General features: G+C 65.5%; 18 protein-coding genes. 9 read left to right on the top strand and 9 right to left on the bottom strand.

Features of this window, described 5'->3' with window-relative positions; genetic code table 11:
- The first annotated feature begins 48 nt into the window (after nt 1-48).
- The 3 genes from AC6JA3_RS21150 to AC6JA3_RS21140 are packed head-to-tail and all read left to right on the top strand — an operon-like array spanning nt 49 to nt 2,916.
- Nucleotides 49-759 (top strand): D-sedoheptulose-7-phosphate isomerase, encoded by a 711-nt coding sequence (locus tag AC6JA3_RS21150; protein WP_347783612.1) that lies wholly within the window; start codon nt 49-51, stop codon nt 757-759.
- Nucleotides 756-2,192 carry a PfkB family carbohydrate kinase gene (locus tag AC6JA3_RS21145; RefSeq protein ID WP_347782232.1) on the top strand — a complete coding sequence of 479 codons (1,437 nt, stop codon included), beginning with the start codon at nt 756-758 and terminating at the stop codon, nt 2,190-2,192. The genes AC6JA3_RS21150 and AC6JA3_RS21145 overlap by 4 nt, the downstream gene beginning before the upstream one ends.
- A 28-nt stretch (nt 2,193-2,220) precedes the next feature.
- A complete protein-coding gene (locus AC6JA3_RS21140; RefSeq protein ID WP_347782231.1) occupies nt 2,221-2,916 on the top strand; it encodes an SDR family oxidoreductase in 696 nt (231 codons plus the stop codon).
- On the opposite strand, the gene AC6JA3_RS21135 is transcribed toward AC6JA3_RS21140, so the two are convergent.
- Nucleotides 2,882-4,057, bottom strand: coding sequence for a glycosyltransferase family 9 protein (locus AC6JA3_RS21135; protein ID WP_347782230.1), 1,176 nt, complete (start codon nt 4,055-4,057; stop codon nt 2,882-2,884). The genes AC6JA3_RS21140 and AC6JA3_RS21135 overlap by 35 nt on opposite strands.
- A 158-nt stretch (nt 4,058-4,215) precedes the next feature.
- Here AC6JA3_RS21135 and rfaE2 point away from each other — a divergent pair, with 158 nt between their 5' ends.
- Both rfaE2 and AC6JA3_RS21125 read left to right on the top strand, forming a co-directional pair.
- Entirely contained in the window at nt 4,216-5,841 is a 1,626-nt protein-coding gene (rfaE2, locus tag AC6JA3_RS21130; protein WP_347782229.1) for a D-glycero-beta-D-manno-heptose 1-phosphate adenylyltransferase, read from the top strand.
- A gap of 10 nt (nt 5,842-5,851) precedes the next feature.
- The gene (locus tag AC6JA3_RS21125) at nt 5,852-6,886 is read left to right on the top strand and encodes an NAD-dependent epimerase/dehydratase family protein (protein WP_347782228.1); all 1,035 of its coding nucleotides are present in this window, start codon (nt 5,852-5,854) and stop codon (nt 6,884-6,886) included.
- 4 nt (nt 6,887-6,890) lie between these two features.
- On the opposite strand, the gene AC6JA3_RS21120 is transcribed toward AC6JA3_RS21125, so the two are convergent.
- On the bottom strand, nt 6,891-7,973 hold the full coding sequence (locus AC6JA3_RS21120) for an FUSC family protein (RefSeq protein ID WP_347782227.1): 1,083 nt from the start codon (nt 7,971-7,973) through the stop codon (nt 6,891-6,893).
- A gap of 184 nt (nt 7,974-8,157) precedes the next feature.
- Here AC6JA3_RS21120 and AC6JA3_RS21115 point away from each other — a divergent pair, with 184 nt between their 5' ends.
- The 3 genes from AC6JA3_RS21115 to AC6JA3_RS21105 are packed head-to-tail and all read left to right on the top strand — an operon-like array spanning nt 8,158 to nt 10,171.
- Entirely contained in the window at nt 8,158-9,171 is a 1,014-nt protein-coding gene (locus tag AC6JA3_RS21115; protein WP_223944335.1) for a hypothetical protein, read from the top strand.
- Nucleotides 9,168-9,599, top strand: coding sequence for a phage holin family protein (locus AC6JA3_RS21110; protein ID WP_347782225.1), 432 nt, complete (start codon nt 9,168-9,170; stop codon nt 9,597-9,599). The genes AC6JA3_RS21115 and AC6JA3_RS21110 overlap by 4 nt, the downstream gene beginning before the upstream one ends.
- Complete coding sequence (locus AC6JA3_RS21105; protein WP_026540883.1) at nt 9,596-10,171, top strand: DUF3618 domain-containing protein; 576 nt, start codon at nt 9,596-9,598, stop codon at nt 10,169-10,171. The genes AC6JA3_RS21110 and AC6JA3_RS21105 overlap by 4 nt, the downstream gene beginning before the upstream one ends.
- A gap of 91 nt (nt 10,172-10,262) precedes the next feature.
- Here AC6JA3_RS21105 and AC6JA3_RS21100 read toward each other — a convergent pair whose 3' ends face one another.
- The 7 genes from AC6JA3_RS21100 to AC6JA3_RS21070 form a co-directional block, all read right to left on the bottom strand.
- The gene (locus tag AC6JA3_RS21100; RefSeq protein ID WP_347782224.1) at nt 10,263-10,739 is read right to left on the bottom strand and encodes a DUF8821 family protein; all 477 of its coding nucleotides are present in this window, start codon (nt 10,737-10,739) and stop codon (nt 10,263-10,265) included.
- 40 nt (nt 10,740-10,779) lie between these two features.
- Nucleotides 10,780-11,379 carry a hypothetical protein gene (locus AC6JA3_RS21095; protein ID WP_026540881.1) on the bottom strand — a complete coding sequence of 200 codons (600 nt, stop codon included), beginning with the start codon at nt 11,377-11,379 and terminating at the stop codon, nt 10,780-10,782.
- Nucleotides 11,380-11,450: 71 nt separating this feature from the next.
- Nucleotides 11,451-12,086 (bottom strand): hypothetical protein, encoded by a 636-nt coding sequence (locus tag AC6JA3_RS21090; RefSeq protein ID WP_347782223.1) that lies wholly within the window; start codon nt 12,084-12,086, stop codon nt 11,451-11,453.
- Nucleotides 12,073-12,708, bottom strand: a complete 636-nt coding sequence (locus AC6JA3_RS21085) for a hypothetical protein (RefSeq protein ID WP_347782222.1) — start codon at nt 12,706-12,708, stop codon at nt 12,073-12,075. The genes AC6JA3_RS21090 and AC6JA3_RS21085 overlap by 14 nt, the downstream gene beginning before the upstream one ends.
- 46 nt (nt 12,709-12,754) lie before the next feature.
- Nucleotides 12,755-13,558: a hypothetical protein gene (locus AC6JA3_RS21080; RefSeq protein ID WP_347782221.1), complete on the bottom strand. Its 804-nt coding sequence runs from the start codon at nt 13,556-13,558 to the stop codon at nt 12,755-12,757.
- Nucleotides 13,555-14,535, bottom strand: a complete 981-nt coding sequence (locus AC6JA3_RS21075) for a hypothetical protein (protein WP_091550400.1) — start codon at nt 14,533-14,535, stop codon at nt 13,555-13,557. The genes AC6JA3_RS21080 and AC6JA3_RS21075 overlap by 4 nt, the downstream gene beginning before the upstream one ends.
- 196 nt (nt 14,536-14,731) lie before the next feature.
- Complete coding sequence (locus AC6JA3_RS21070) at nt 14,732-15,220, bottom strand: inorganic diphosphatase (RefSeq protein WP_026540860.1); 489 nt, start codon at nt 15,218-15,220, stop codon at nt 14,732-14,734.
- Nucleotides 15,221-15,433: 213 nt separating this feature from the next.
- Between AC6JA3_RS21070 and dacB the strand changes: the two genes are divergently transcribed.
- Nucleotides 15,434-16,876 (top strand): D-alanyl-D-alanine carboxypeptidase/D-alanyl-D-alanine endopeptidase, encoded by a 1,443-nt coding sequence (gene dacB, locus AC6JA3_RS21065; protein ID WP_347783611.1) that lies wholly within the window; start codon nt 15,434-15,436, stop codon nt 16,874-16,876.
- The last annotated feature ends 51 nt before the right edge of the window (nt 16,877-16,927 follow it).

Raw genomic sequence — 16,927 nt, 5'->3', positions numbered from 1 at the left:
GGCTCTGTGACCACCAAGACCAGCCGCCCCTCCACCGCTGACGGCGCCATATCCGCCGGGCACAGCGCAGCCCCCACCGGACGCAGCGCAGCTCCCAGCGGGCGCAGCGTCCCGGACACGGTACCGGCACGGTGGACGCCCGATCTCACCGACTCCAACCACGCCGCCGAGGTCACCAAGCACCTGGACAACGTCCTGCCCGCCCTGGACTCCCTGCGCTCGCAGTCCGGCCTTTTGTCCCAGTGGGGAACTGTCCTGGCCCAGCGGTTGCTGTCCGGCCAACGCCTGCTGGCGGCGGGCAACGGCGGCTCGGCGGCTGAGGCGCAGCACCTGACGGCCGAGCTCGTGGGCAGGTTCGATGAGGAGCGTGCACCCTTTTCCGCGATCTCCCTCCACGCCGAGTCCTCCGCCGTCACTGCCCTGGCCAACGACTACGGCTACGAGGAAGTCTTCGCCCGCCAAGTCCGGGCCCATGGCCGCGCCGGCGATGTCCTCATCCTCCTTTCCACCAGCGGCCGCAGCCCCAACCTGCTCAAAGCCGTCCGTGCGGCCAAGGAACGCGGCATCGCCACCTGGGCGCTCACCGGCAGCGGTCCCAACCCGCTGGCCGAGGCCTGCGATCAGGCCATCACGGTTGACGCCATCCCGGCGAACGCCCAGGAAGGCCACCTCATCGCCATCCACGCCGTGTGCCGGGCGTTCGACGCCGAGATCGCCAAGCGGGCCGGCTCGAATTCTGTGGGAGTGCGGCAGCCATGAGGATCACAGTGGTAGGCGACGTCCTCCTTGACGTCGACATCAACGGGGCAGCCACCCGCCTCAGCCCCGACGCGCCGGTGCCGGTTGTGGACGTAGCCGACATCCGGCGTCGTGCAGGCGGTGCTGGACTGGTGGCAACGGTGCTGGCCCAGGACGGCCACAGCGTTTCGCTGGTTACCGCGTTGTCCAACGACGACGGCGCCAGCCACCTCCGGCGCGCACTGTCCGGTGTGTCTGTGCTCGCCGGAGCCCCGCTCGCCCCGACGCCCACCAAGACGCGCGTGCGGATCGGAACACATCCCATGGTCCGGTTCGACGAAGGATGCTCACCCGCTCCTGTCCCGGCCGGCACCGCGGAAATGCTCGAGGCCATCGCCTCGGCGGAGGCCATTGTGGTGGCCGACTACGGACGGGGAATCACCGCCAACACGGATATCCGTGCGGCACTCACCGCTGCGGTGCGCCGCGTCCCGGTGGTGTGGGACCCGCATCCTGCCGGCTCCGAGCCGGTGGCCGGGGTCGCCGTCGTCACGCCCAACCTGGCTGAGGCACTGGCCTCGGCAAAAGCCGGTGGCTTGGCTCCATCCGGCACAGGTGCGGAAGAAGCCGGCCGGTACCTGCTGGAAAAGTGGGGAAGTGCTGCCGTCCTGGTGACCAGGGGCGAAGAAGGGGCACTTCTGCTCGCTGCCGGTGATGCCGCACAGGGCATCCCTGCACCGAAGACCAACGTCAGTGATCCCTGCGGGGCCGGGGACCGGTTGGCTGGGAGCCTGGCCGTGCACCTGGGCCTCGGGCTGGACCTCGCGCAGGCAGCCACCCGGGCTGTGGAGGATGCGTCCGAATTCCTGGCCAACGGGGGAGCAGCGTCGCTGGCGGTGGTGGAAGCACCGAGACCCGAAGCACCAGAGCCCGAAGCGCCAGAGCCCGGACCCGTCGTCGAGCTTAAGGGCCTGGAACTGGTGGACGCCGGCGACCTCCACCCCGACGGCGTCCAACTCGCCCGGGCCGTGCGTGCGGGAGGCGGCACGGTGGTGGCCACCGGCGGGTGCTTCGACCTCCTCCACGCAGGGCACGCCCGCACCCTGGCCGCCGCCCGCAGCATGGGTGACTGCCTGATCGTTTGCCTGAACTCGGATGAATCCGTGAGGCGGCTCAAAGGCGGGTACCGGCCGATCGTCAGCGCGGAAGACCGTGCGGAGCTGCTGCTGGCGCTCGAATGCGTGGACGCCGTGGTGGTGTTCGGCGAGGACACCCCTGAAGCCTGCCTCACCCAAATACAGCCCGATATCTGGGTCAAGGGTGGCGACTACACCCCCGAAGAATTGCCGGAAGCCCGCCTGGTGGCGGGTTGGGGAGGGCGCTGCGTCACCGTGCCCTTCCACCCGGCACGCTCCACCAGCGGCCTGGCAGAAGCACTGGCCAAGGTCAGCTGACAAGCAACCATCAATCGAGAGGAAACGCATGAACTCGCAAACACCAGGCCGCGTCATCGTTACTGGAGGCGGCTCCGGACTGGGCGCTGCGATCGTGGAAGCCATCCGCGACGCCGGCGGCACACCGTTCGTTTTCGACCGCGATGTCAGCAACGTCGCAGGCGCAAAGTCCTTGGAAGTGGACGTCTCCAACCGTGAAGCAGTGGAAGCCGCCGTCAAGGAAGCCGCCGAAACCCTTGGCGGGCTGGACGGAGTGGTGACCGCTGCCGGCATCGACCGTTGCGGAAAACTCGGCGACGTCCCGGCGGAAGAATGGGAAAAGGTCATCGGAGTGAACCTCATGGGCACGGTTTCCGTAGTCCGGGCGGCACTGCCTTACCTCAAGGAATCCCGGGGCCGGGCCATTACCATCGCCTCCACGCTTGGGCTCCGGGCACTGCCGGATGCCACGGCGTACTGCGCCTCAAAGTTCGGCGTAATCGGCTTCAGCCGCGCACTTGCCGCCGAAACGGGCGGCGTCATTGGCGTCACCACCATCATCCCGGGCGGTATGAAGACCCACTTCTTCGACGACCGCGATGAGCAGTACAAGCCGCAGGACGATTCCAAGCTCAACGACCCCGCCAACGTGGCACAGGCCGTGGTGTTCGCCCTTTCGCAGCCGTTCGGCAGCGAAGTCCGCGAACTCCTTATCTGCCCCGCAGAAGAAGGCTCGTGGCCGTAAGGTCCAGCACGTCCTGAACAACATCGGCCACGGCGATGCCGCTCACCACGGTGTCGTCGTGGCCGCAGTGCGGTGCGGTCCAGCCAACCTGGGTGATGTCTGCCCCGCAGCGCGGACACCGGGTCATCCAGGACATGTGGACACGGTGCATGCTCCGGCCGCGGGGACCGGCATTGAATACGTTCCCCACCCAGAAGATGCCAACCGTCGGCGTTCCCATTGCCTGGGCGAGGTGCCGGGGTCCGCTGTCGCTGGCGAGCATCACGGTGGCCTCAGCCAGGAGGGCGGCCAGGTCGCCAATGTCCAGCTCCCCGGCCACGGAGCGCACCGCGTTGTGCTCTGCTGCCGGCAACTGGCGGACCGCCAATTCCGCCACTTCCTGCGCCAGCGCCTTCTCCGAGCGGTCGCCCACGATCACTACCTGGGCCCCTTCCCGCGCCAATCCGGCCGCAGCTTCAGCAAAGTTCGACGCCGGCCATCGCCTCCGCGGATCGGTGGCACCCGGGTGGACCACCACCAGCGAGGTCCTTCCGGGGTCCCGCAGGCCCACGATGTTCTGCTGATGCTCGGGGCTGGGGAGCAAGGGAGGGGAGATGATGCTCGGAGCCCCCGCGAGGCCCGCGACCTCCAACCAACGGTCCGGCTCGTTCTGGTAATAGACGTAATCGAGGTTCCGCTCCAACGGCTCCGCGTCCTTGGTCCGCGTGCCCACGGTATGCCGGGCACCGAGGCGGAGCAGGAACGGGTTGGAAAAACGTCCGCCTCCATGCATTTGGAACGCAACATCGAACTCCCTGGCCCGCATGGCCTCGAAGAAGGCTTCCTGCGCGGCAACGTCCTCGGCATCGTCCTCGAAGCGCTCGCCGTTGCGCGGGCCGTCGTGTACACCCCGGGCCACGGGAAGCATGTCGACGTCGTCTACCGGACCTTCCGTGGCAGCGGCAACCGCCGCATGGATGGGGGTTCCAAGCAGCGTGATGTTGGCTTCGGGGTACGCGCTCTTCAGCGCATAAAGGGCGGGGTACGTATAGATCAGGTCGCCCAGTCCGCCACCCCTGAGGACGGCAATCCGCTTGACGCCGCTGAACTTGTCCAGCACGGGGCCCACGCCGGGGCTCGGATTCGTCAGCGGTTTCTCCATGGATCATTCCTTTCGCTGCCAATGCTGCGGGCCGGTACTTTCCGTAGTTCCGGAGCCGCAGTGGTTCCGTGGGAAACTCCCGGAGCCGGCGTGTGAAGCCCGTGCCGCGGGGTACCTGAGGGGAACAGGAAACTGTAAGCCCAACCGGAAGGTACCCCATGGCACGCCTATCCAATCAAGAGGGCCCGGCCAATCAGGAAGGCCGGGCAAACCAAGAGGGCCTGAGCACCCAAGCGAGCCTGTCCCGCCAGGAAGGCTTGGCCGACTGGTTGCCTGGCCGCCTGGCCGAGCCGCATCCCGTGATCACCGTCATCGGCGATTCCATCCTGGACGGCTGGTGGGATGGAACCATCGAGCGGTTCTGTCGCGAGGCCCCGGCCCCCGTAGTCCAGGTCCAGCGCCGCGATTTTGCCCCGGGAGGTGCCGCCAATACGGCCATGAACCTCGCAGCAATGGGGGCGGACGTTCGTTTCGTATCCCTCGTGGGCGAAGACCAGGGCGGCCAAACCCTCCTTGAACAGCTCACTGCCGCCGGCGTGGACGTATCGCACGTGGTCTCCCATGCCGGCATGACCACCACCACCAAATTCCGGGTGAGCAGCGGCGGCCAGGTGATGCTGCGCCTGGACGATGCCGCAGACGAGGTCCCCGCGGATGGCCTCCGGCAGGTGGCCGCCGCCATCCCCCAAGCAGTCCGCGGTTCGTCAGCCGTGGTCCTCTGCGACTACGGCTCGGGCACCCTGGAAGGCGCTGTGCGGGAGGCAATTTATGAACACCTCGGTCCACAGGGAGACGCATCCGAGGGGAACGGTCCTGCCATTGCCCGCCAAGACACGCTGGTAGTGGTGGACGCCCACTATCCGGGACGTTGGGCCCAGCTCAATCCGGACCTCGCAACCCCGAACGCGCAGGAAGCGGCACGGTTGCTCGGGACAGAATTCCCCGGCGGCGCTGCCAGGTGCCCCTTTGTGGAAGCACACGCGGAGCAGTTTCTTCGCACCTCAGGTGCGGCCGCCGTCGTCGTGACTTTGGACCGGGAAGGGACCCTGACCATCCGCCCCCAAGGTGAGGCCCAGAAACCGGCAACCCACCGGACGTGGGCCCGGCCGCAGGCAGAGAAGCAGGCGTCCGGGGCCGGGGACACGTTCGTGGCGGCCCTGACCATTGCCCGTGCAGCCGGATTGCCGCTCACCACCAGTGTGGATCTGGCCCAGGCCGCGGCCGATGTTGTGGTGCACCGGCCGGGTACCTCGGTGTGCACCACTGACGAACTGGCCAAACACCTCCGTGGTTTTGCCGATACTGCGCTGACGGACGCCGAGCTGGCCCTTCAGGTGGAGGAGCATCGCCGGGAGGGCCGGCGGATTGTGCTGACCAACGGGTGCTTCGATGTCCTTCACCGCGGCCACACCCGCTACCTCAACCAAGCCAAGCAATTGGGTGATGTCCTGGTGGTGGCGCTGAACAGCGATTCCTCGGTTCGAAAGCTCAAGGGCCCGGACCGGCCGGTCAATCACGAGGCCGACCGTGCGGCAGTCATCGCTGCACTGAGCTGCGTGGACCACGTCACCGTGTTCGACACCCCCACTCCCATACCGCTCATAGATCTCCTGCGGCCCGACGTCTATGCCAAGGGCGGGGATTACACACCGGAGATGCTGCAGGAAACCCAAGCGGTGGAGCGCAACGGCGGCATAGTGACGATCCTGGATTATGTACCGGAGCATTCCACCACGGCGGTCTTGGAACGCATCCGTTCCACGGGCGAAACTCCGCAGGGCTGAGGCATCAACCATGCGTATTGTGATCACCGGTGCAACAGGACATGGCGGCACGGAACTGCTGAAGCGGCTCCAGAGGGCGCGTTCCGAAGAGGGCGCTGACCTCGAGTTGGTGGGCATCGCCCGCCGGCAACCGGATCCGGACGCGGAGCCCTATCACGGTGTGGAGTGGCACACTGTGGACATCAGCTCCCCAGCGGACCAGCCGGCTTTGGAGGCAGCTTTAGCGGGAGCCGATGCCGTGGTCCACCTCGCCTGGCTGATTCAGCCCAACCACAACCGGGAAGCGCTTCGCCGGACCAATGTGGCCGGGACATCCCACGTGCTGGCCGCGGCGCGCGCATCCGGGGTGGGCCACATTGTGTGTGCCTCGTCCGTGGGAGCGTATTCGCCCGCTCCCAAAGACCAGCGGACCACTGAAGAGTGGCCGACGGACGGCGTCCGCAGCTCGCACTACAGCGTGGACAAGGCGGCACAGGAAAGGCTCCTGGACCGTTTTGCCCAGGAAAACCCGGACATCGTGGTCTCGCGGCTTCGCCCGGCGCTGATGTTCAGCGCCGGGGGCGGGAGCGAGGTTGGCCGCTACTTCCTGGGACGCGTCCTGCCCCGGCTGGTGCCGCGTAAGCCCTGGTTGCCGTTCCTGGCCATCCCCAAGGAGATGGTGTTCCAAGCCGCCCACACCGCAGACGTCGCCGATGCCTACTGGCGGGTGGTGGAACGCAAGGCCGAAGGTGCCTTCAACATCGCCGCCGAACCGGTCATCGACCCCAACGCCTTGGCGTGGATTCTCAACGCCCGGAGGCTGATGCCGTTCCCCCTCAAGGTGCTCCGCGCCGTCGTCGACGTCAGTTGGAGGCTGCGGCTGCAGGTGACCGACGCCGGATGGGTGGATATGGCGGCCAACGCACCCATCATGGACACGGCACGGGCGCACGCGGTTTTGGGGTGGTCGCCCAAGCATTCTTCGTTGGAGTCCCTGGCGGAGATGCTGGAGGGAATCGGTGCGGGGAAGGGGCGGGAAGCTTCTCCTCCCTTAAAGCCGCGGTAGCTTCCTATTCGGAGGACAGCACCACGGTCAGGATGCGGCGCAGGCTCATGGCCACCGACGCCGGAGCGTTCACCGGGGCTTGGTCGGCAGCCGCCCCGGCTACGGCATCGCCCAGGGCAGTGATGCTGTCCTTGGCCCGCGCCAGCCGGTTGGCCAGCTCGCCGTTCTCGGCGTCCCGCCAGTGATCCACAACGGACGCCACCGATTCCAGGGCTTCTGCGAGCGGAGTCACCACCGCATCCGGGATGACCGTTCCGGCGCCTTCTTCCCAAATGGCGCTGGCAAGGACATCGGTGATGTCCTGGACGTGGAAGGTGAGCCGTTCAAGGGTTCTCAGGCCGGCAAGGTCGCTGGGCAGGCGGGTCGCACGACGGCGGGACCTGGGGTTCGCTTTAGCGCTCAGTTCCGCTTGATGCACCGCAGTCCGGACGCCCGCTGCCGTGAGCGAGAGTTCGTCGCTGCGGCTGGCCCAGGCCTCGTGGTTGGGCGGCCATGACTCTTCCATGGCCCGTGCCATATCCCTAAGTTGGCGGGACAAGGCGCTTTGGTGTCCGGCGATGGCGGGATCGATGTCGTCCAGGTGCAGGGGTGGAAATATCAGCCAGTTCACCGCAAATCCCACCGTGACGCCCAATGCCATCTGGAGGACGTAGGCGAAGGAAAAGCCTTCGGCGTTGGAGTCGCCCAGCACCAGCACGAACAGTGCTGCCATGGGGATCCATTCAGAAGCAGTACCCAGGCGGGGGAGGCCGCCGATGAGCACGCCGAGTCCTACCACCACGGCAACGGCCAGGGCGGTGGGGGCAGCAACTGTGGTGATGGCGAAGGCCATGCCGATGCCCAACACCAACCCCGCCAGGCTCTGGAGCCCATGCTTGGCCGAGTCGGCCACGGTGGGGTGCATGCTCACCAGGGCGCCAAGCGGCGCATAGTACGGATAGGCGGCGGCAGGACCGGGCATAAAGGGTGCGAGGTACCACGCGAGGCCTGCAGCAATGGCCGTTTTGGCGGCAAACAGGAGTCGGTGGCGGGTGACGGTTTTTCGAAGCGCGGGAATCAGCCGTCGCCTCGTGGGCAATTGGCTCATCAACCCCACATTCGCAGGTCTGGTCCCGGCTGTCGAGCGGAAAGTGCCGAACGTGAGCAGGGACATCAATTAGTTCGATTGGGTGATTAGATCCCCGGCAAGCGGGTACACACCCATTGATAGTAACGATACTTACTATCCCGGCTGCTGTCCGCAGCCTGCCAACTGTGGAAAGAGAGCGACAATGACTGAGAGCCAATCGCCGCAGGACGGAAGCTTCGCGGCGCCAACCACCGGTGCCCATGCAGGCACCGAACCATTTTCCGGAAGCTACCTCGACTCGCCGGACGTTGAAACAGAAACTGCGGGAACCACGGGAATCAGCGGAACCCCGGCAGGGTCGGGCTACTCCGGCACTTCGGGTACTTCAGGCACCACTGGCACAACCGGTACTTCAGGCAATTCCGGAAAGGTGGACACCGCCAAGGAGGAAGCCGCGGGAGTTGCCGGTGCCGTGCAGGATGCCGCCGGTGGAGTAATGGATACCGCCAAATCCGAGGCCGGCCATGTAGCCCACGAAGTCAAGGTAAATGCACGCCAACTGCTCACGCAGACCAAGGGTGAACTGACTGACCAGGCCCAGGTCCAGCAGCAGCGTGTTGCCGAGGGCCTGCGCTCCATCTCCGATGAACTGTCCACCATGGCCAATTCAAGCCAGAACGGCGGCGTTGCCACGGACCTGGTCCAGCAGGCAGCCCAGCGTTCTTCCTCGATCGCCCAGTGGTTGGAAGGCCGGGATCCCGGTTCCCTGCTGGATGAAGTCAAGGGGTTCGCGCGCCGCAAGCCAGGAGCTTTCCTGCTTCTTGCCGCCGGTGCCGGTGTCCTTGCAGGCCGGCTGGGCCGAGGCATGGCAGACAATTCACCGGAGGGCAACACTTCCAGTGGGACCACCACTGAAACTCCACGCGCCGTTTACTACCCAACCCAGGGTGGAGCTGTAACTCCTCCGGCCGTGGACCTTCCCGGTCCTACCACCACCACTGCCGGTTACGGCTCGGCAACTACCACGGGAGTAGCAACCGGTGGCGCAGCCACTGGCTACGACGCTGGAACCACTGGTGGCTATGACGGATCGACGCTTCCCTACCCGGAAACTGACGCCGGCGGGGTCAAGGCACAGGGTGACCCCTTGGCCGGACCGATCGACCCGGAGAGCCCCCTTGATCCGGATGACCCACAGTACGGAGGTCCCCGATGAGTAGTCCTGCCGACCTGCCTTCCACAACAGCGCACGAGAAAGCGGAAAACCTTCCTCTCGGCGAGCTGTTGAGCGACCTGACGCGCGATGTTTCCACGTTGATGCGCCAGGAAGTGGAGCTGGCCAAGGTGGAACTCAAAGAGTCCGCCACCAAGGCCGGCAAGGGTGCCGGAATGCTGGCCGGAGCCGCTTGGGCCGGCCACATCACCGTACTGTTCCTCTCCATCGCCCTCTGGTGGGCTTTGGGGCAACTGGTTGGCCTGGGCTGGTCCGCGGTGATTGTCGCGGTGATCTGGGGAATCATCGCGGCGATCCTCGCCAAGATGGGCCGCAAGGAGCTGAACGCCATCAAGGGCATGCCGCGGACAGCCGAGACCGTCAAGGAAATACCCCCCGCTCTGAAACCGAACACTGAGGAGACACGATGACGCAGAACCCCGACGCCCTGCGCGCCGATATCGAAGAAACCCGCAGGCGGCTCAGCACCAACGTTGACGCTGTAGCGGACAAAGTTACGCCGTCCCACATCGTCAACCGCAGGGTGGACAAGATCAAGACGGCCGTCTTCGGAGCCCGTGACGACGTCCAGTACCGTGCCAGTGAAACGGCGCACCATGCAGGAGACGCTGTTTCCGGAGTGGTTTCGGACATCAGCGACGCACCGCAGGCCATCACGCGCAAGGCCCAAGGCAGCCCGATTGCGGCCGGACTCATCGCCTTCGGTGCGGGCTTGCTGGTCTCAGCCCTGATTCCACCGTCGGACAAGGAGCGCGAGGCTGCCCAGGCGTTGAAGGAAGCAGCCCAACCCTTGACCGAGGAACTGAGCCACGCCGCCCAGGAAGTTGCCGAGCACCTTCGTGAACCAGCCCAGGACGCCATGCAGAACGTGAAGGACACCGCCACGGAAGCCGCGGCCAACGTCAAGGACGAAGGCCAGGCAGCCGCAGCCGATGTCCAGGACCGTGCGCAGACGGCCAAGGACAACGTCAGTAACCAGTAAGGTTCCCGCCTCACCCAACTGAGTCGCAGCAGATGCCCTTTTGAACCCTCAGAAAGGCATTAACTGCGACTCAGTTGCGTGACGGCTGCGTTTAGGCGGGGGTGGGCGGATACTCGCCCTTGATGACGAAGTAGGAGCCGCGGATAGTTCCGGCGAGCTTGGATTTTTGCCGTGCGAACTTGAACTTCGCTTCCAACTCGGCCGGGACCTCCATCCCGTCGGCCAGCTTGAAGCCCACCGCCCTCTTCCCGTCTTCCAGGCTGTACATCACGTTGATGGACAGCCCTGATTCATAAAACACGTACGCCATGTGGAGGTCTTCCACCTGGAAGGCGGTGGCTTCCAGGGGGCGGGACTCGATAACAATGTCGCGTTCTTCCCGAAGGATCCGGCTCACCCGATCCACTATGGCCGGAACCTCTTCCGCCGGGCTCACGGTAAAAACGTGTTGGTACTTGTTGTGGAAGTAGCGGGCTTCGTTGGCGCGCAGTCCCGCGGCAGCCTCGGCCACCGGCGACGACTCCAGGCCGGTTGTGGAGACATTCTTGAAGTCAACGGTGTAGGGCATGGGTCTCCTGGTCAGGCTGGATGGGTGTGGTACGTGACAGTCAGCGTACGTCGAGGATCAGTTGCAGGAGCCGGGCGGCGGCCGGACGGGCAGCGTGTTCCTCGGACCACTGTGCACGGGCCAGGGCTTTGCTGACCGCCTGCGTGGTGATGCCCAGTTCCTGGGCCACTGCTTTTTGCTGGCCGCGGACGCCCGGTGTAAGCAGGTCAAGGACCCGCCATTCCGCGGCACTGCGATGTTGGACGATGTGCCCCAGGAGCCGCAGCACGGCCTCGGCCTCCGAGGCCAACGCACCCAGCGGGCCGTCCACCGCAACCGGAATCCGCTCTTTGCCGTTGCGCAGCCGGTCCACGGCCCGGCGGGCGTAGACAAGTCCATGCCCGGACGCGTCCTTCACCAGGTTTGGCAGTGGCTCGTTGATGGGTCCCACTCCGATACCCACGTACCACTGGCTGGAGCGGAGGGCGATCAGTGCAGTCTCCACGGCTTGGTGGCCCGATTCGACGATGCCCTGCACCTCATCTTCAACCGAGCGGTCAAAGTCGAGCCGCGCAGGGATGTGCCGCAGGTCCTTGAGCAGCTGCGGCACAAGGTCGCCGTCGCGGCGGCTGTCGCGTTGGTTGATGGTGAGAGTGAACATAGTGGATCACATGCTACCGGCTGGTAGACGGTCTGCAAGGGCCAAATTTACCCATTATTGAGCAGAACCGGTCAGTCGAGCGCCATTCGCCCGGTCAGTACGACGGCGGGCAGCGCACCTGCCGCTGCCCGTGCGGCGCCGGGTGTTCCGGCATCATTCAAGGCTCCGTGGATGGCAAGGACCAAAGGGGCAGGATCCTGGTTTGATGCGAAGATCCAGAACGTCCCGCGGGCTTGGAAAACCACGGCGTTGTGGCCGCCGGCGCCCAGGGAAATCTTGCGTCGGGCCACCAGTCGATGGTCGGGATCGGTGCCGTCAGCCGTGGTCACCGCTTTGATGGTCCCGGGCACAATTTCGTCCCAGGGGATGACCAAGAGCGTGTGCTTCTGCGAATACTTAGCGACCACACCGCCGTCGAAAACCAACAGCTTCCGGAAACTGCCCAGGAACGTCATGGACCAGAGCACCAAGCCGGTCAGCATGCTGGTCAGCACAAAGAAAGCGGGATCATTGAAGTGCCCGGCTTCCCGGGTGGAACGGATCGGGCTGACGAACTCCGCGATGGTCCCGAAAACGAACCCCACCACCAGGCAGGGGATGAGGACCTTCCAGTAGATGCGGCGCGACGACGCTACATACCGGAGCCGGCCCAGTTCAGGGGAGAGCTCCCGTTCAACACGGCGAACCAGCCAGTTACGGCCGTGCATCCGGGCGCTGGCCGTAGAGGTTGGGGAAATCCCGGCGTTCGGCCGCAGCGGCCTGATCGGCTGCCGCCGCTTTGGGGTCCGGAACCGGCGCCTGGCCCTGGGCAATGCCGGAGCGGCGATCGATGGCGGCAAACTTCGGGTCCCACGTGTCATCTCCGCCGCCGCTGATGGCGGAGGCAATGAGCATGACCACGAAGAACGGGAAGAAGGACCAGCAGATGGCGCGCCATCCGCCCAACCAGGCGCCCGCCGTCGTGCCGTTCTTGATCCGCACTGAGCGCATCCCTGCGGCGGCGTCTCCCACGCTGCCCACGGATCCCCAGATCATGCCGTACACGAACAGCCCCACGAACCACAGGACAACGTAGAGGCTCAGCCACAAACCGTCGTTGTACCCGAGCGCAGAGCCGCTGTTCATCATGGATTCCCGGACCACTGCAAGGATTACGGCCAGGACCACGTACCCAACAAGGAACACCATGGCGTCCAGTACCCGGCCCCAGAAGTGGGCGACCCCGGACGCTTTGACGAAGTACGCGCCGGTGTCAGGGTGGCGGCGGACAGGGCGGCCGTTGACAGGGTCAAGCAGGCCGGTGAGGGTGGTGGACTTCGAAGTGCTCATGAGGGACTTTCAGCTCGACGGCGGTCTGCGGCTTGGGTACGGAAGGTCAGGCCAGTCCGGCCAGCCCGCCCAGGACGCGGGCCAACGTTGCCGCAGAAGTTTCCTGGAGCTCGAACGCCACGGATTCTGCCTGTTCCGCACCGTTGTCGGACGTACCCTCCACGCGCGGAGTCAGTACGTGGACCCCGGACGGGCCGGTGTATACGGTCACGGTGGGGAACTCGTTGGTGTCGGAATTGAAGGCCACCACGTTGCTCGCTGCCTGGGTGTCCGCCAAAGCCGTGGCGGCGTGTGCCTCGAACTGGGCTTCGGTGTAGAGGGCGGCCTCGGTGTCGCGGGCAGCTGCCTGCTGGGGGTCCACGAATTCGGCCAGGCGTGGGACCAGCTGGTCGCGGGTGACAACGGTGAAGCCGTGCAGGCCGCTTTCGTCCACTTCCTCCAGCAGGACGCCTTCGTCATGAAGGTAGCCGTAGAGCCAGCGCTTGCCGGTGGATACTGTCCGTTCCACCGAGACCACGCTGCTGCCGCTGCGGCGCAGGGTGAGGGCACCGGTGATTTCCTCTGTTGCGTGCAGGCGGGACGGCTCGGTCTCGCCCTCGAACACCACGGGATACACAAGTTCCTTGGCCAGCAGGCCGCGCAAGGCGATGGCGCACATCAGTTCCTTGCTGGCATCCTGGGCCGAAAGCCATGGCAGGGCAACCAGCTGTTCGTGCTGGACGCCGTCCAGGGCCACAACTTCTTCATCGGTCAGCGTGGGCAGGGCCGAGCCCACGGCGCTGGCCGAGGCCAGGACCTTGGCTGCTGCCTCAACGTCCCGCTGGGTCCATTTCATGGTGCTGGTGGTCATCCGAATATCCCTCCGACAAAGTTTCCGACTGACTTGGCGGCGTCACTGACCCCGTCTGCCACCTTACTGCCTACGTCCTTGGCGAAGCCCGCCACTTCCTTGGCACCATCGGCGATGTAGCTGCCGGGATTGCGTGCGAAGTTGCTGATGGAGTCCCAGTTGTCGGCTACGAGGTTGCCCAGGGCCCAGGCACCGGCAACGATGCCCGCGCCGATCACAATGGGGGCACCGATCGGTCCGAGCAGAGCTGCGCCACCGGCCGTCATGAGCATGATGCTGCCAACGCCACCCACCACGGAAAGGCCGCCGGCCACACGGTCACCGGTGCCGCGCCAGCCATCGTGCTGCGGGTTGATCATGTCGCTGATGCCGCCCACAATGTTCAACGGTGCCGCCAGCGCTCCGGCCACACGGAGGCCCTTGGAGAATTTGCTGGCATCCTGGAACGCCTGGCTGAAGGGGATGTTGGCCTTGAAGTCCGTGAGGACGTCAGTGACCTTTTCCCCATTGCGCAGCGCGGTCATGGCATCGCGGACAACCGTCCCGCCGGCCCGCCAGTTGGTCAGGACTTCGCGGGTCTTCACCCATTCGGCGTTGCCGAGCTTGAGGTATTTGTAGGCAGTCCACAGCGGGGCGGCCAGGCCTTTGACGCCCATCGCGGTGTCATAGACGTCCTTGAGGACACCCACCGAGGAGCCCGAACCATCATTGTGGCTGGCGAACTCCTGCTGGTTGGCGTGCTTCTTCAGCTGGCTGGCATTCTCGCGCAGCATGTTGGCGGCCTTGACCAGGCTCTGCCGGTGCTGGGAGTTCCAATCGCCCTTGAACACCGTTGCGTCTTTGCCCTGCCACGCGGTGGTGGAATTGATGGCGTTGGACAACTGCGTGCTTTGCAGGCTGATGGCGTCGGCAGCTTTGCCCATCACGCCTGCCAGACTGCGAAGCTGCGTGATGTCCGCGCCGTAGAACCCAGCCATGTGAACCCCCTGTGTAAGCCATCTGTGTAAGCCGTCGAAAAGTCTCGTCCCAGCCTAGGCGGAGGAGGCCGTCGCCGCGATGGGGAGACATGCCCATCGGCAACGCGACCTCCGCGTTGCCTTAAAAAGTACGACGGCGGCCGGTGCGGTTCGCAGGGAACCGCGCCGGCCGCCGTCGGGCGTCAATCGGTGATGACTAGTGTGCTGCCGGAACGTAGCGCTTGATGGAAGCTTCCAGCTCGGCCTCGGCAGCGGCGCGGTCGCCCCAGCCCTCAGCCTTGACCCACTTGCCGGGCTCCAGGTCCTTGTAGCGCGTGAAGAAGTGCTCGATTTCCTTGATCAGGTATTCGCTGACGTCGCTGACTTCCTGGATGTGGTCGAAACGTGCGTCAACGGGGACGCAGAGGACCTTGGCGTCTCCGCCGCCGTCGTCGGTCATGTTGAAGACGCCGATGGGGCGGGACTCAACAATGACGCCCGGGTGGAGGTCGAAGTCCTGCAGGAGCACCAGTGCGTCCAGCGGGTCGCCGTCTTCGCCCAGGGTGTTCTCGAAGAAACCGTAGTGCGTGGGGTACTGCATGGAGGTGAACAGGACGCGGTCCAGGCGGACACGGCCGGTTTCGTGGTCAACTTCGTACTTGACGCGCGATCCCTTGGGGATCTCGATGGTCACGTCGTGCTTCATGGAATGCTCCTTGACGGGTGTGGGTGGGGCGTCGCTCCGCCGAAGCGGCCGTCACGGGTGACGGTGCCTCAGGCAGGCTGCTCAGCCCGGGGCTGGCGGCAGGCAAAAAGGGCAGCCGGTGCCGCCGACTACTATTGAGGATATAGCGAGAGGCCCGGGTTTCTTGAAACGGCGGGGACATTTCAGGACTGACAGGACCAAGCAAGTTCCATGATGGGCGATAAAAACGGGGGTGCCCGCTGGGTATCCGCGGCGTGGGGGCGCTTGAAATGGCCGGTGCTGTTGGCCGGAGTCCTGTTGTGCGCCGCCGCGCTGGTGGTGGCAGGCCTGGTGCCCGGACTGTTCACAGCGCCCAAGCCGTCCCCTTCCGTTCCTTCCTGGCAGCAAGTGCCGGACCACCTGAGCGACACGAGCGGCGTGCTTCCCCTGAATACCGGCGCTCCCGTTCCAGTGCCGGCCGAAGTTGCCCGGCAACTTGATGCCACGCTGAAACCCGCCGGCGGGGGCACCATCAGCGGCGTGGTCCTGGACGCCTCCACGGGCCAGGTCCTTTTTGACCGCGATGCCAACGCCAACAGGATCCCTGCGTCCAACATGAAGTTGCTGACCGCTGTTGCTGCGCTGAAGGCACTTGGCCCGGAGTCGCGTTTCACTACACGCGTGCTCGCTTCCGAAGATCCTTCCACCGTGGTGCTGGCCGGGGGAGGGGACGTCCTGCTGGGTGCAGCCGCATCGGATCCGTCCTCCGTCCTTGGGCAGGCCGGTCTCGGTTCGCTGGCTGTGGATACTGCCACTGCGTTGACTGAGGCAGGCATCAAGGGGCCGGTCTCGGTGAAAGTGGACGATTCACTGTTCCCCGGCGCACCCCTCAACCCTGCCTGGAGCCTGGATGACGTCGCCGCCGGGGAGACAGCACCCTTGTTTTCCTTGGCTTTGAACTCCGGCCGCTACGCCCCGGACGTTCTGACTGGTCCGCGCCCCCAGGATTCCGCCGCCACGGCCGCCCAGGCGTTTGCCGAGCAGTTGGCGGCCGCAGGCGTGGCGGTGAGTCCCGGCGTCGAACGCGGTAAAGGCCTCCCCGCAAGGGAGCTCGCTGCTGCCCGGTCCGCCACCGTCAGCGAGCAGGTTGACCTCATGCTCGAGTCCTCGGACAACTTCCTCGCCGAGGCGCTGGGGCGGATGACCGCTTTGGCGTCCGGTCAGAAGGGGACGTACGACGGCGCCACTGCCGCCGTGCGGCAAAAGCTGGGGGAGCTGGGAATCGCCACGGATTCGATGCAGTTGGCCGATGTTTCCGGCCTTGCCCTGGAGAACCAGGTCAGTGCCCGGCAATTTGCCGAAGTAGTCCGTGCCATCACCAGTGGACCGGATCTATCCCTTCGGGCGGCGTTGGATGGCTTCCCGGTGGCCGGCCTGACCGGCACCCTTGATGACAGGTATGGGGACGCCGGAACTGCCGTGGGAGCCGGGCTGGTGCGGGCCAAGACGGGGACACTTAATACGGTGATCGCGTTGAGCGGCTACGTGGTGGATGCCGACGGGCGCCTGCTGGTGTTTTCCTTCATCGGCAATGACCTTGAACCCGGTGCCGCTGCCAACAAGGTTGCCATGGACCGTTCGGCGTCGGTGCTGGCCTCGTGCGGTTGCCGGGGCTGATGCTCCGCGTGGAGCGAACTTAAGGGCCCACAGTCAGTCTCATGTGGTGTG

It is taken from the genome of Arthrobacter sp. TmtSoilC79 (assembly GCF_059739405.1).
The sequence above is the reverse complement of the archived record's forward strand: the minus strand, read 5'-3'. Positions and strand labels throughout refer to the sequence as shown.

What these genes read in the sequence shown, in the direction of transcription:
- AC6JA3_RS21125 (WP_347782228.1), top strand. Translation starts at nt 5,852, where the DNA reads ATGCGTATTGTGATCACCGGTGCAACAGGACATGGCGGCACGGAACTG.
- AC6JA3_RS21140 (WP_347782231.1), top strand. Translation starts at nt 2,221, where the DNA reads ATGAACTCGCAAACACCAGGCCGCGTCATCGTTACTGGAGGCGGCTCC.
- AC6JA3_RS21115 (WP_223944335.1), top strand. Translation starts at nt 8,158, where the DNA reads ATGACTGAGAGCCAATCGCCGCAGGACGGAAGCTTCGCGGCGCCAACC.
- AC6JA3_RS21105 (WP_026540883.1), top strand. Translation starts at nt 9,596, where the DNA reads ATGACGCAGAACCCCGACGCCCTGCGCGCCGATATCGAAGAAACCCGC.
- AC6JA3_RS21100 (WP_347782224.1), bottom strand. Translation starts at nt 10,739, where the DNA reads ATGCCCTACACCGTTGACTTCAAGAATGTCTCCACAACCGGCCTGGAG.
- AC6JA3_RS21090 (WP_347782223.1), bottom strand. Translation starts at nt 12,086, where the DNA reads ATGCACGGCCGTAACTGGCTGGTTCGCCGTGTTGAACGGGAGCTCTCC.
- AC6JA3_RS21110 (WP_347782225.1), top strand. Translation starts at nt 9,168, where the DNA reads ATGAGTAGTCCTGCCGACCTGCCTTCCACAACAGCGCACGAGAAAGCG.
- AC6JA3_RS21095 (WP_026540881.1), bottom strand. Translation starts at nt 11,379, where the DNA reads ATGTTCACTCTCACCATCAACCAACGCGACAGCCGCCGCGACGGCGAC.
- rfaE2 (WP_347782229.1), top strand. Translation starts at nt 4,216, where the DNA reads ATGGCACGCCTATCCAATCAAGAGGGCCCGGCCAATCAGGAAGGCCGG.
- dacB (WP_347783611.1), top strand. Translation starts at nt 15,434, where the DNA reads ATGGGCGATAAAAACGGGGGTGCCCGCTGGGTATCCGCGGCGTGGGGG.
- AC6JA3_RS21075 (WP_091550400.1), bottom strand. Translation starts at nt 14,535, where the DNA reads ATGGCTGGGTTCTACGGCGCGGACATCACGCAGCTTCGCAGTCTGGCA.
- AC6JA3_RS21145 (WP_347782232.1), top strand. Translation starts at nt 756, where the DNA reads ATGAGGATCACAGTGGTAGGCGACGTCCTCCTTGACGTCGACATCAAC.
- AC6JA3_RS21085 (WP_347782222.1), bottom strand. Translation starts at nt 12,708, where the DNA reads ATGAGCACTTCGAAGTCCACCACCCTCACCGGCCTGCTTGACCCTGTC.
- AC6JA3_RS21120 (WP_347782227.1), bottom strand. Translation starts at nt 7,973, where the DNA reads ATGAGCCAATTGCCCACGAGGCGACGGCTGATTCCCGCGCTTCGAAAA.
- AC6JA3_RS21080 (WP_347782221.1), bottom strand. Translation starts at nt 13,558, where the DNA reads ATGACCACCAGCACCATGAAATGGACCCAGCGGGACGTTGAGGCAGCA.
- AC6JA3_RS21135 (WP_347782230.1), bottom strand. Translation starts at nt 4,057, where the DNA reads ATGGAGAAACCGCTGACGAATCCGAGCCCCGGCGTGGGCCCCGTGCTG.
- AC6JA3_RS21070 (WP_026540860.1), bottom strand. Translation starts at nt 15,220, where the DNA reads ATGAAGCACGACGTGACCATCGAGATCCCCAAGGGATCGCGCGTCAAG.